General features: G+C 67.9%; 15 protein-coding genes. 11 read left to right on the forward strand and 4 right to left on the reverse strand.

The window, feature by feature from the left end; translation table 11 throughout:
• The first annotated feature begins 258 nt into the window (after window positions 1-258).
• A complete protein-coding gene (locus tag AB6806_RS22335; RefSeq protein WP_142022500.1) occupies window positions 259-1,593 on the forward strand; it encodes a flavin monoamine oxidase family protein in 1,335 nt (444 codons plus the stop codon).
• Between the two features lie 150 nt (window positions 1,594-1,743).
• Here AB6806_RS22335 and AB6806_RS22340 read toward each other — a convergent pair whose 3' ends face one another.
• Complete coding sequence (locus AB6806_RS22340; RefSeq protein ID WP_370955581.1) at window positions 1,744-2,652, reverse strand: bifunctional helix-turn-helix transcriptional regulator/GNAT family N-acetyltransferase; 909 nt, start codon at window positions 2,650-2,652, stop codon at window positions 1,744-1,746.
• Window positions 2,653-2,788: 136 nt separating this feature from the next.
• On the opposite strand from AB6806_RS22340, the gene murI reads away from it, so the two are divergent.
• The 5 genes from murI (at window position 2,789) to AB6806_RS22365 (ending at window position 5,751) form a co-directional block, all read left to right on the forward strand.
• Entirely contained in the window at window positions 2,789-3,655 is an 867-nt protein-coding gene (gene murI, locus AB6806_RS22345) for a glutamate racemase (protein ID WP_142022498.1), read from the forward strand.
• Window positions 3,656-3,717: 62 nt separating this feature from the next.
• A complete protein-coding gene (locus tag AB6806_RS22350; protein ID WP_038358566.1) occupies window positions 3,718-3,963 on the forward strand; it encodes a hypothetical protein in 246 nt (81 codons plus the stop codon).
• A 203-nt stretch (window positions 3,964-4,166) separates the two neighbouring features.
• On the forward strand, window positions 4,167-4,784 hold the full coding sequence (gene rpsD / locus AB6806_RS22355; protein WP_038358568.1) for a 30S ribosomal protein S4: 618 nt from the start codon (window positions 4,167-4,169) through the stop codon (window positions 4,782-4,784).
• Between the two features lie 168 nt (window positions 4,785-4,952).
• Window positions 4,953-5,438 carry a hypothetical protein gene (locus AB6806_RS22360; RefSeq protein WP_142022497.1) on the forward strand — a complete coding sequence of 162 codons (486 nt, stop codon included), beginning with the start codon at window positions 4,953-4,955 and terminating at the stop codon, window positions 5,436-5,438.
• Between the two features lie 76 nt (window positions 5,439-5,514).
• Entirely contained in the window at window positions 5,515-5,751 is a 237-nt protein-coding gene (locus tag AB6806_RS22365) for a hypothetical protein (protein WP_142022496.1), read from the forward strand.
• Window positions 5,752-5,830: 79 nt separating this feature from the next.
• Here AB6806_RS22365 and AB6806_RS22370 read toward each other — a convergent pair whose 3' ends face one another.
• Window positions 5,831-5,956: a hypothetical protein gene (locus AB6806_RS22370; RefSeq protein ID WP_260368351.1), complete on the reverse strand. Its 126-nt coding sequence runs from the start codon at window positions 5,954-5,956 to the stop codon at window positions 5,831-5,833.
• Between the two features lie 231 nt (window positions 5,957-6,187).
• Between AB6806_RS22370 and AB6806_RS22375 the strand changes: the two genes are divergently transcribed.
• Window positions 6,188-6,430, forward strand: coding sequence for a hypothetical protein (locus AB6806_RS22375; RefSeq protein WP_112764518.1), 243 nt, complete (start codon window positions 6,188-6,190; stop codon window positions 6,428-6,430).
• A gap of 63 nt (window positions 6,431-6,493) precedes the next feature.
• Here the strand turns inward: AB6806_RS22375 and AB6806_RS22380 are convergent, their stop codons facing one another.
• Window positions 6,494-7,210: an MgtC/SapB family protein gene (locus AB6806_RS22380; protein WP_142022495.1), complete on the reverse strand. Its 717-nt coding sequence runs from the start codon at window positions 7,208-7,210 to the stop codon at window positions 6,494-6,496.
• A 125-nt stretch (window positions 7,211-7,335) separates the two neighbouring features.
• Complete coding sequence (locus AB6806_RS22385) at window positions 7,336-7,947, reverse strand: Spy/CpxP family protein refolding chaperone (protein ID WP_038358600.1); 612 nt, start codon at window positions 7,945-7,947, stop codon at window positions 7,336-7,338.
• A 168-nt stretch (window positions 7,948-8,115) separates the two neighbouring features.
• Between AB6806_RS22385 and AB6806_RS22390 the strand changes: the two genes are divergently transcribed.
• The 4 genes from AB6806_RS22390 (at window position 8,116) to AB6806_RS22405 (ending at window position 11,842) form a co-directional block, all read left to right on the forward strand.
• Window positions 8,116-9,114 (forward strand): P1 family peptidase, encoded by a 999-nt coding sequence (locus tag AB6806_RS22390; RefSeq protein ID WP_133563769.1) that lies wholly within the window; start codon window positions 8,116-8,118, stop codon window positions 9,112-9,114.
• A gap of 123 nt (window positions 9,115-9,237) precedes the next feature.
• A complete protein-coding gene (locus AB6806_RS22395; RefSeq protein ID WP_112764515.1) occupies window positions 9,238-9,552 on the forward strand; it encodes a hypothetical protein in 315 nt (104 codons plus the stop codon).
• Window positions 9,549-11,009, forward strand: a complete 1,461-nt coding sequence (locus AB6806_RS22400) for a methyl-accepting chemotaxis protein (RefSeq protein WP_370955582.1) — start codon at window positions 9,549-9,551, stop codon at window positions 11,007-11,009. The genes AB6806_RS22395 and AB6806_RS22400 overlap by 4 nt, the downstream gene beginning before the upstream one ends.
• A 44-nt stretch (window positions 11,010-11,053) precedes the next feature.
• Entirely contained in the window at window positions 11,054-11,842 is a 789-nt protein-coding gene (locus AB6806_RS22405) for an ATP12 family chaperone protein (protein ID WP_142022494.1), read from the forward strand.
• Window positions 11,843-12,061: the final 219 nt, after the last annotated feature.

Here is a 12,061-nt window from a genome sequence, read left to right on the forward strand (position 1 = left end):
GCAGATTAAAATGAATATAAACAGCGCCTTACGAGAAGATAAGACTTCAATCCGGATATTGTTTGCAAAAGATTCTGTCAATTACTATGCATCACAAAGCAAAACTATAGAATCGATCCAATAAATAACTATTCTAATGTAGAACTGCAGCGCGCCAGCGGCCGCGCCGAATTCGGCTCCCGATCTCGTGATCGCGCAGGAGCGGACTGTGACGCCGCGCGTCATTGCCTCCTGCGAAAAGCCGCGCATCTTCGTGTCATGAACGCTCGCTACGCCACGCTCGATCGACGCAAGCTCTTGACGGGAGGCAGCGCCATGGCGGCGGCGTTCTCGATCGCCGGCGGCAGGGCCCGCGCGGCGGACACCGACGTCGTCGTGATCGGAGCCGGCGCGGCCGGCATCGCCGCTGCCCGGGCGGTGAAGGCGGCCGGGCGCAGCGTCACCGTGCTGGAGGCCCGCGGCCGGGTCGGCGGGCGCGCTTACACCGACGCCTCGCTCGGCCCCAGCTACGACGCCGGCGCGATGTTCATCCATTGGGCCGAGCGCAATCCCTGGGTCGACCTCGCCCGTGAGCTCGGCGTCGAGACGGCCCCCGAGCCCATGGGCGGCGGCTTCCGGGTCTTCGCTGACGGCCGCCCCATGCCCGACGCCGACCGGCGGCGCCGGCGCGATGCCTTCAGGCAGATCGACCGCCGGCTGGAGACGGTCGATATCGGCGCCCGCGACCTCTCCATCGCCGAATTGCTCGGCGATCTCGGCCCCGACATGGCGCCGGTCGCCACCTCCGGCCTCCTGCTCTCGATCGGCGAGGAGTCCAGCCGCATCTCGGCCCGGGATTACCAGCGGCTCTGGTCCGGCGACGACCTCGTCGTGCCTTCCGGCTACGGCAATCTCGTCGCGCGTTCAGCCGCCGGTCTCGACATCCGCCTGAACGAACCGGTCGAGGCCATCGATTGGAGCGGAAGCGGCGTGACGGTCACCTCCCGCTCGGGCACGCTAAGGGCCAGGATCTGCATCCTCACCGTGCCGGTCGGCGTGCTCAAGGCGGAGACGATCCGCTTCACCCCCGCCTTGCCGGCTGCGACCCGCGATGCGCTGGCCGGCCTCCATATGGGCGCCCTGACCAAGATCGCCCTCAAGGTCGAGGGAGACCGCTTCGGCATCACGCCGGGCGCGAGCTTCCTCGAATCCGGCAAGCCCGAGGGAATGATCAATTTCGACATGTATCCGGACGGCAAAGATCTCGTCATCGGCTATTGCGGCGGCGATTTCGCGCGCCAGCTCTCGCAGGCCGGGCCTGACGAGGCCAAGGCCCATGCCACGGAGCTGCTGGCGACGATGATCGGGGCCGAGTTCCGCAAGACCGTGAAGGCCGTCTCCTTTCCCGCCTGGTGGACCGATCCCTTCGCGCGCGGCGCCTACTCCGTCTGCGACCCCGGCCACGACGCGGCGCGCGACGCCCTCGCCCAGCCGATCGGCGGACGCCTCCTCATCGCCGGCGAGGCCACGGCCGGCGGCGGCGCCATGACGGTCGGCGGCGCGACGCTGGCAGGACGCGCGGCGGCCACGGCGCTGGCGCGGCTGAAGGTCTGAAAGCTGCTCTTTCAAGGAAACGCGGGTCATCCCGGCCGAAGCGAAGCGGAGAGCCGGGATCCATGCCTGAACCTTCCTCGGAAGCGCTCTGGCATGGATCCCGGGTCAAGCCCGGATGACGGCGTGGTTCTGTCCAAGATCAGGACGGTCTTAAAGGGCCAGCTCCCAGTTCTGCCCCACCAGATCCTGTCCGAAGGAATGGTGCCGCTCCTCTGCGACCAGCTTGAAGCCTTCGGCAATATAAATGGCCCGCGCCGCATGCAGGATATCGTTCGTCCACAGCACCATGCGCCGGTATCCCGCCGCGCGGGCGAAGCCGATCGCCTCCCGCACCAGCGCCTGCGCACGCTTCTCCACCAGCACGAGCCTCAGCTTGGCGGTCGCCGCATCCTCCGCGACCACGAAGCTCGAGCCGGCCGGCTCGCCATCGAGCTCGGCGATGAAGCAACGCTCGCGTCCCGGCTTGAACTCGCGCAGGAATTGCGCGGCGATCTCGGCGACCAGCGCCTCGAAACTCAGGTCCCAGCCGTACTCCTCGGCATAGAGCCGGCCATGGGCGGAAACCACCCAGCCGATATCCCCGGCGCGATGTTCGCGGATCACAGGCCGCGACCTGGTCGCCCTCTCGCCGGACAGAAGCGCCTGCGTATCGGCGAGCGCGCTGACGAGCCTGCCGCACTCCGTTGGCGAGAGCCGCGCCAGGATCGCCTCGGCCTGCGCTTGCGACGCTTCGTCGAGGGGCCGAAAGGCGGCCTGCCCGGCCCGCGTGAGCCGCAAGCGAAAGGCGCGCCCGTCGGCGTTCGAGCGCTGTCGGTCGAGCCAGCCCTGCGCCTCGAAGCGCTTCAGGATGCGCGAGAGATAGGCGGGATCGAGATCGAGGTCGCGCGCCAGCTCGACCGCGAGGCAACCATCCCGCTGCGCCAATTCGTAGAGCACCCGCGCCTCGGTCAGCGCGAAGCCCGAGCCATGCAGATTGCCGCCCAGCGCACCGATCCAGCGCGTATGAAACCGGCCGAACCGGCGAATGGCCGCGACAGCCGCTGCTTCGCTCTCTGTCATGGCATCCTCCCGCCGCGAGCGAAGGTCAATTTAGTGGACAAAGTCAACTAAATTTGAAACAGCCGCTTCAGGCGGCATTGACTGTCGCTTAACGGCTCTCTGGCGGAATCGGGCTTTGACGTTTCGCGGCGTAGTCATGCAGGTCGATCTTCTCGCCGGAACGGGTTATCGCCCGCTTGTGGCCCCCCGCCCCCAACCCACCATCCTCGTCTTCGATTCCGGGCTCGGCGGTCTCACCGTGCTCGGACGCGCCACGCGTGCCTGCCCGGCGGCGCATATCGTCTACGCCGCCGACGACGCCGGTTTCCCCTATGGCCGCCTGAGCGAGGAGGAGCTCGTCGCCCGCGTCCTCGCCGTCATGGAGCGCCTCGTCGCGCGCTTTCACCCCGACCTCGCGGTGATCGCCTGCAATACCGCCTCGACGCTGGTGCTGCCGGCGCTCCGGGCCCGCTTCGCCATCCCCTTCGTCGGCACCGTCCCGGCAATCAAGCCGGCTGCGGCGGCGACCCGCAGCGGTCTGATCTCGGTGCTGGCGACGCCCGGCACCGTGGCGCGCGACTACACCCGCGAGCTGATCGAGACCTACGCCGCCGGGCACCATGTCACGCTCGTCGGCGCGACGCGGCTCGCCGGCCTCGCCGAGCAGGCGCTCAAGGGCGAGACCGTCGACGACGCGGTCCTGCGCGCCGAGATCGCCCCCTGCTTCGTCGAGGCGGACGGCCGCCGCACCGACATCGTCACACTCTCCTGCACGCATTATCCCTTGCTGCTCGAGCGGATGAAGCGGCTGGCGCCCTGGCCCGTCGAATGGATCGACCCGGCGCCGGCGATCGCGCGCCGTGTCGCCGACCTCCTGCCCGCAGCGAGAGACGGCAGCCCGGTCGGCCTCGACGCGACGGCCGTCTTCACCGACGGCTCCGGCCTGACGGGGCCGCTGCGCATCGCGCTGGCCGGCTATGGCCTCGCGCAGGTCGCCATCGAGCCGATGCCGCTGGCGAACTGACGGAACTCCGCCGCACTCCACGCGTTGCGGCGATGGCGACCCTCACCGAGGAACGAAAGCTCATGAGAAAGTTGCTGTTGCTGCTGGCGCTCGCCATCGGTTTCGCCTTCGCCGGTTTCGGCGCCGGCTCCGAGGCGCAGGCGAAGCCCCATGGCTGGCACAGGGGCCACGGACATCATGCCATCTATCGTCATGGCCCGCGCCGTCATTACGGCTGGCATCGCGGCCATCATTACGGCTGGTACAAGCACCACCCGCGCCATCACCATTATCGTCATCACCACCGGCATCATCGCCACTGGCGCTGATGCCCGTTTCCGGCCCGCCCGGAATTGACTCGAAGCCGGCTTTCCGTCATACGGCCCTTCGTCACGCGGCTCCTCACGGGGCCGCGTGGCTTTTTCCGCACCCGTGATCCGCTTTCCTTCGGAAGCCGGATCTGTCGCCCCAGCCAATGCAGGGGAGCAGGAGGGCGCGGTCCTCAACTCGCGAACCTGAGAGGACACGCGACATGTCGAAGCGCCATGAGGCCAAATACAAGATTGACCGCCGTCTCGGTCAGAACATCTGGGGCCGCCCGAAGTCCCCGGTCAACCGTCGTGAATACGGCCCCGGCCAGCACGGCCAGCGTCGCAAGGGCAAGCCGTCTGACTTCGGCACGCAGCTGCGCGCCAAGCAGAAGCTGAAGGGCTATTACGGCTCGATCTCCGAGAAGCAGTTCCGCCGCTATTACGCCGAGGCGATCCGCCTCAAGGGCGATTCGGGCGAGAACCTGATCGGCCTGCTCGAGCGCCGCCTCGACGCGGTGATCTACCGCGCCAAGTTCGTGCCGACCGTCTTCGCCGCCCGCCAGTTCGTCAACCACGGCCACATCACCGTGAACGGCAAGCGCGTCAACATCGCCTCCTATCAGGTGAAGCCGGGCGACGTGATCGCGGTCAAGGACTCGTCCAAGCAGCTGGCCATCGTCATCGAGTCCGCCGCCCTCGCCGAGCGCGACGTTCCCGACTACATCGACGCCGACCACACCAAGTTCACCGCCACCTACACCCGCACGCCCACGCTGACGGACGTGCCCTATGCGGTGCAGATGGAACCGAACCTCGTCATCGAGTTCTACTCGCGCTGATGCGGTCACGGCGGCTTCCGGCCGCCGCCGATATCGGAACACAGGGGACGGCATCTTTGCCGTCCCCTTTTTTATGCCCGTCCTGGCAGTGAACAGCGTCTTTGCCACCGTAGCCGCCATGGCGGCGGCGAACCCATTCCCGTCACAATCCTGCGGGAGCTTCTGGGCATGACGATATTGCACAGCGCCGAACTCTTCATTTTCGCCGACTATTTCCAATTCTATCTGCAGGACGAAGGCGTCGACGAGGATTGGGGCGCCTTCTGGACGGACGAGACGCTTGAGCGGATGCTCGCCGTGGGCGACTGCAGCGTCGGCATCGCGACAATGCGAAACATGTCCGTCCCGGTCGCCATTGCCGTGCACGACGATGCGCCCGAAGCGGATTTCCACGAATGGGAGCTCGTCAACGAATGCTCCTTCCGTGTGCGCACGGGCCGGGTCATGGTGCTCGGCTGCACGGAAGGCACGCCGCAGGAGCGCGCGCGCTTCTCGCTGCCGCCCGGCAGCTATCGGGTGCGCGTTTCCTATGTCGGGCTCGACACCCTGAGCGATGACGCCCTGGACGGCGACGATTTCTACCGGCTGCAGATCTGGCCTGCCCCACCGGCGCCGACCCTGACCTTGAAGACGCGCAGGGCAACGGCGGGCTGAACCGGACGCCCCCCTTACGTCAGACCGAGAGCCCGCTGTGCCGAGACCTTCGCTCCTTTTCCGCTTGGCCGCGATCATGCTGCCCCTTGCCGTGCAGCTCGCCGCCAGCGTCTCGACGCCGGCCATGGCCGAGGTGCGCTTCGGCCGCAACGTTCGCGTCGGCGGCCATGATTTCTCGAACCAGAGCTTCAATCGCCATCGGCGCGCGCTAATTCATATCTATGACCGCACGCCCAGCCGTCCCGGCTGCGTCTGGCGCTCCGACGGACGCGGCGGAAAGGTCAAAATCTGCCACCTGCGCCGCATCCGCTGAGCGCGCCGCAAAGAAAAGGGGCGGCCCGGCAGGCCGCCCCTTTTCTTTGCCCCTTCAGGAAGCAGGCCGCGCGCCGGCTCTACAGATGCGAGCCGACCTCGTCGCGGAAATAATAGCAGCCGAGACTCAGGCAGCCGATCAGGATCGACAGCGCATAAGGTCCGAACAGACACATAACGAAGACGGAGCCGATAAAGGCTCGCATTCCCCATGTCAGCCAGGTTCCATTCATGGCTCACCCTCGCATCGCATTGACTGACAAAGCGTAAACGGAAAGCCGTGAATCCAACTTGAACAGATATGGTGAATCACGAAATCGTCCTTTTCCTCTCGTACGTTAGCAAGTCGGGCGAAAGCAAGGCGTAAAGCGGCCGGGGCAGTTTCCCTCCACGGTTGGATGCCCTAGCGTCGCCCGGCCTACAGCTAGGGGATCGCCATGATTCGCATTGTTTTGACCGCTCTCGCGCTGACCTGCGCGTCGAGCTTCGCCCACGCCCAGAGCTGCGCCGTCCAGGCGACGGACAAGAAGCTCGCCGGCGCCGCCAAGACCAGCTTCCTGACGAAGTGCGAGAAGGATGCCGGCGCCTCCTGCGACAAGCAGGCCGCCGACAAGAAGCTTGCTGGCGCCGCCAAGGCGAGCTTCACCAAGAAATGCGTCTCGGACGCCACCAGCGGCTGAGAGGTCGCCGCGCCCGGCCACCGCACGGCATCGCCATGCGACCGCCGGGACGGTGCCGACCGCTCAGTCGGCGGTGCTGCTCTCCCAGGTCGCGTGGCTCACCGCGGGCAGGCGCCCGAGCTTGTCGACGACATGGTCGAGTTCCTTGCGGTCTATCGCCGTGCTGATGAGCTTGGCGACAATCTCGACGGTGTCTTCGCCGCGCTCGATCGTCGTGATGTCGCTGAGCGGATATTGCGCCGCCTCGAGATATTCGACGAGCGTGTCGCGGATATCGGCGAGCGCCTCGGCCCGCGTGGTGACGACGACCTCGTAGGTCGCTTCGAGCGCCCGCTCGTCGAGCGGAATGCGGTTTATCGCGTTGACGAGCGGCCTCAGCAACGTGTTGCCGAATATGACGAAGGTCGCGACGAGCGCCGCTTCGGCGATCATGTCCGCACCGGCGCAGGCGCCCACCGCGGCGGAACCCCAGAGGGTGGCGGCCGTGTTGAGGCCGCGCACGTTCATGCCCTCCTTCATGATCACGCCAGCGCCCAGGAAGCCGATGCCCGAGACGACATAGGCGATCACCCGGATCGCGCCGGCCGTGCCCTCCAGGCGCATGGCGAGATCGACGAAGGCGGCGGCGCCCAGCGCGACGAGGACCGTAGTGCGCAATCCCGCCGTGCGCTGCCGGTACTGGCGCTCGGCGCCGATCAGCATGCCCAGCACGAACGCCGCGCTCAGGCTGACGGCCGTGTCGAGGAAAGGCAGAAGCTCGAAGGTCTGGATGAAGCGCATGGCCGCTGGCTCGCGTGGCGGGCAGCGGTGCTTGACATGAAGAATAGCCCCCGGCAAGCCGCCGGGGGCGCGTCGTCGTCAGAGGTTGTCAGCGCGCCGGGCCGGATAGCCGGCGGGTGCCGAATTCACTCGTCGTCCTGGCCGTCGTCGCGATCGCGGTTGTCCTGCCAGCGGCGCGGCCCATGATCGCCGCCGTCGCGCCGCCCCCGCCATTCGCGCATTTCGCGGAAGCGCTCGCGGCCCTCGGACATGGCCTGGCGAACCGAACGGCGCAGCACGGTCTTCTGCTCGTCGCTGAGCGTCGCCCAGAGCGGCCTCACCGTATCGGCCAGTTCCTTCGATGCGGCGGCGCGCTCGCCCAGGCGCTTGGCGCGCGCATCGATCCGCTCCATCAGATCGGCGCTGCGCAGCCGGTCACGCTCCTCGCGCATCGCAGTCCAACGCTCGCGCCCCTGCTCGGCGCGCTGCCTGATGAGAGCCTCGACCTTGTCGAAGAGCGGCACCTGCTCGGGCTTCAGCTTGAGATCCTCGCGCACCTTGGCGAAGCGCTGGTCCATCCGGACCTTGGCCTGCTCGGCGCGGCGCTGGCGCATCTCGTCGCGCCGCTGGTCGCGCGTCTCCGCGCTCTGCTGCTTCTGGTCGCCGCCGGCCGGCGGCACGGGCTGCGGCTGCGCCAGGGCGAAGGTGCTGGCGAGCGCGGCGATCGACGATGCGGCGATGAGGACGATGGGTTTCATGAAGCTCTCCTCGAACAGTCCTGTAACGTGTCGCTCAGCGGGTCTCGAAGCCGATTGGCGATGTCACCACGGTGGCTGTCGGTGGGTGAACCGGCGATGGCCCGCGGATGAAAAGATCGTAATGTGACGTCAACGCGTTCAACGCGATTCAGTTCGGTGCCGACCTCCATGCGCAACCTGATCACCGATGTCCGGGGCGTTCTCATTGGCCACGCGCATGACGCGGCGGCGGCGACGGGCGTGACCGCGGCGCTGTTCGAACGCCCCACCGTCGCCTCCATGGCCGTGCTCGGCGGCGCGCCCGGCACGCGCGACACTGCCTTGCTCGAGCCGGAAATGACCGTCGAACATGTCGACGCTCTCGTCCTCTCCGGCGGCTCCGCCTGGGGTCTGGGCGCGGCCGACGGCGTGATGAGCTGGCTTGCGGGTCACGGACGCGGTTTTCCGGCCGGTGGCTTCCGCATCCCGATCGTGCCGCAGGCGATCCTGTTCGACCTCGCCAATGGCGGCGACAAGCCCTGGGCCCGCGGCGACGGGGAAACGCCCTATCGCCGCCTCGGCATGGAGGCAGCGGCGGCCGCCGGCGCCGATTTCGCGCTCGGCACGGCCGGTGCCGGCTTCGGTGCCACCACGGTCAACCTGAAAGGCGGCCTCGGCTCGGCCAGCGCACGCGCGGCGACCGGCCAGATCGTCGGCGCCCTCGTCGCCGTCAACGCGGTCGGCAGCGCCACCATCGGCGGCGGCCCGCATTTCTGGGCCGCTCCCTATGAGCACAGCGCCGAGTTCGGCGGCCTCGGCTGGCCGGCCGCGATCACGCCCGCAGAGACGGCCCTGCGCTTCAAGGGCGGCACCGGCCAGAACACCACGATCGCGCTGGTCGCGACCGACGCCGTCCTCACCAAGGCGCAGGCGAAGCGCATGGCGCTCGCCGCCCATGACGGACTGGCGCGGTCGCTGCGCCCGGCCCACGCGCCACTCGACGGCGACATCGTCTTCGCCGCTGCAACCGGCCATAGCGGAGCCCCCTCCGACGCCTTCGCACTGACCGAGCTCTGCGCCACCGCCGCCGATGTGCTGGCGCGGGCCGTAGCGCGCGGCGTCCATGCCGCGACGGCGCTGCCCTTCCCCGGGGCGCAACCGGCCTGGCACGACCGCTTCGGGGGCTGATCGGCGCAACCGAGGCGGGCATACCGTAAAGTAATCATTTCAAATTTACGAATTCGCAAGGCAAACCCTGCAACCTGAGCGATAGCTTTGGGCCTGCAAGGCCGCGAGGCCGGGGGGTGCAGGATGCGTGAGATCGGCTTTGGCCTGGCCTTCGGCATCGTCATGGCGCTGGGTGCCTTCCTGATCGCGGCCTGGCCCGCCCAGGGACGCCCCGTCGCGGCCTTCTTTCCGGCGGGCAGTTCGGCCCGCGCGATGTCGGCCGCCATCGCCGAAGCCGGCGGCAGCCTGATCGAGATCAACGCGGGATCCGCCGTCACCATCACGCTGGGCGAGGACGACGGCTATGTCACGGCGCTCTATCGCGCCGGCGCCTGGCTCGTGATCGATGCCAGTCTCGCCCGCCTCTGCGTGGGCTCTGCGAAAGGGAGCGGCCAATGAACGACGTCGCGCGGTTCCGTGCGCAGTTCGCCCGCCTGCTGCTCATCGTTCTCTGGATCAATGCCGGGCTGCTGGGTCTGACACCTGGCACCCAGCCCCTGCTCGGCCGGCATACGCTCATGCTGGCGGGATTTGGCCTGGCGATACTCGGCACGCTGGCACTGTATCTCTACCGCATCGACTGGCCCGCGCGGCAGATCACCAGCATGGCGACGCTCGGCCAGGTCATGCTGCTGGTCTATGCCTTCGCAGGGCATCCCTACCAATCCGACATGCACATGTATTTCTTCGCCATGCTGGCCGTCCTGGCCGGCTGGCTGGACTGGCGCATCTTCCTGCCGGCCACCGTCGCGATCGCGGCCCATCATCTCGCCCTTAGCCTTTTCCAGCCTGCCGGCGTCTTCGCGAATGGCGGCGACACCGGCCGGGTGCTCCTGCATGGCGCGATCGTCTCCGTGCAGTCGGCCGCGCTGAGCTTGCTGGTATGGTCCCTGCGGCAAGCGCTCGAAACCTCCGAAACGGAGCGCCGACAGGCCGACGCCGCGCGCGAGATTGCCGACGAGGCCCGCCGCCACGTCGCCGAGACGACCGCGAAGGCCGCCAGCGAGCGGCAGAGAATCCTGAACGGCGTCGCGAATGATTTCGAGAACGCCATCGCCGGAATCGCCCATGACGTGATTGCGTCGGTGCAATCGCTCCGGGCCGCATCGCAGCAGATGAAGCATGGTGCCGTCGAAGTGCTGCAGCGCTCGACGGCCGCGTCGCGATCCTCGCGCCAGACCTCGGCCAATGTGGTGGCGGTGACCCAGGTCACCACGGAGCTCGCCCAATCCTTCGCCGAGGTCGACCGGCAGGTGGCGGAAACCGCGCGCATCGTCGGGGCCGCGACCCTGCAGGCCGGCAACGTCCTCCATACCGTCGGCGACCTGTCGCGCAAGGCCGACGAGATCGGCAATATCGCCGGTGTGATCTCGACGATTGCCAAGCACACCAACCTGCTCGCGCTGAATGCCTCGATCGAGGCGGCACGGCTCGGCCGCTCGGGCGGCGGCTTCACCATCGTGGCGCAGGAGATCAAATCCCTGGCGACACAAACCTGGCGGGCCACCGAGGAGATCCAGGGGCAGATCGATGCCATCCACCAATCCGGCTCGGAAGCCATCGCCGCGATCGACGCGATGAACCTGACGATCGGCTCGCTCAACCAGATTTCCGGGGCGGTCGCCATCGTCGTCGAGCAGCAGAACGTGGCGACGGCCGGCATCGCCGAGAATATCCGCCAGGCCGCGGACGAAACCGTCACCGCGGCTGGCCATATCGACATCGTCAGCCGCGTCGCGGCCGAGACGGACGAGGCGGCCAGCCACATCGCCCTGTCGGCCGATGAACTCTCCCTGCAATCCTCGCATCTCGATGCCGAGGTGGCGCAGTTCCTCGGGCGCGTGCGCGCCGCCTGAGCCACGTGGTTTCGTGCCGGGCGCGAATGCGTTATGGCAGCGCCATGTCCACCGACGATTTCCTCGCCCGCTTCGGCTCGCCCGGCGCCAGCCAGCCCGACCCCGTCGCAGCCGCCCAGCAGGCGATGCGCAATCCCCTGCCGGCCCGGTTCTACAAGGAAGCGGGCGTCATCGAGCGCGATGGCCTGTTCCATGTCGCGCTCGACGGCAAGACCGCCCGCACCCCTGCCCGCAAGCCGCTCGCGGTCGGCTCGCGCGATGTCGCGGAGGCCCTCGCGGCCGAGTGGGAACGGCAGGCCGAACGGATCGACCCGGCACAGATGCCGCTGACCCGGCTCGTCAATTCGGCGCTGGACGGCGTCGCGGATCAAGAGGAGGCCGTGCGCGCCGAGATCGTCCGCTATGCCGGCTCCGACGCGCTCTGCTATCGCGCCGGCGAGCCCGAGGCTCTGATCGCGCGCCAGAACGACGTCTGGCAGCCCATTCTCGGCGACATCGAGGCGCTGATCGGCGCCCGCTTCCTGCTGGCAGAGGGCGTCGTCTTCGCGCAGCAGCCGGAAAGCACGCTCGCAGCCGTCGCCCGGCACGTCGGGACGATCCCCTCTCCGCTGGCGCTCGCCGGTGCGCACAACGTCATGACGTTGACGGGTTCTGCCATCCTCACCCTGGCGCTGGCCAACGGGCTGATCGATCCTGACGCCGCCTGGAACGCCGCCCATCTCGATGAGGACTACCAGATCGGGATCTGGGGCCAGGATGAGGAAGCGGCCGAGCGCCGCGCCATTCGCCGGCGAGAATTCGACGCGGCCGTGCTGCTGCTGACGAAGGGCTGAACGCCTGGGAGTTCCGGAGCCGGCGGCATGATGCCCTCGCACGCTTCGGCAAATGTCGCAATGGACTCTCGCGGCAGCCCCGCTTAAGCCGGCTTTCGAGACGCGTTTTTCCCGCCGGGAGCCTGCCGCCATGAAGGATATTCTCGAACAGCTCGAATCGCGGCGCGAGGGCGCGCGCAAGGGCGGCGGCGAACGGCGCATCGAGGCGCAGCACAAGCG

The organism is Allobosea sp. RCC_152_1, assembly GCF_041360765.1.
GTDB classification, from domain to species: domain Bacteria; phylum Pseudomonadota; class Alphaproteobacteria; order Rhizobiales; family Beijerinckiaceae; genus Allobosea; species Allobosea spartocytisi.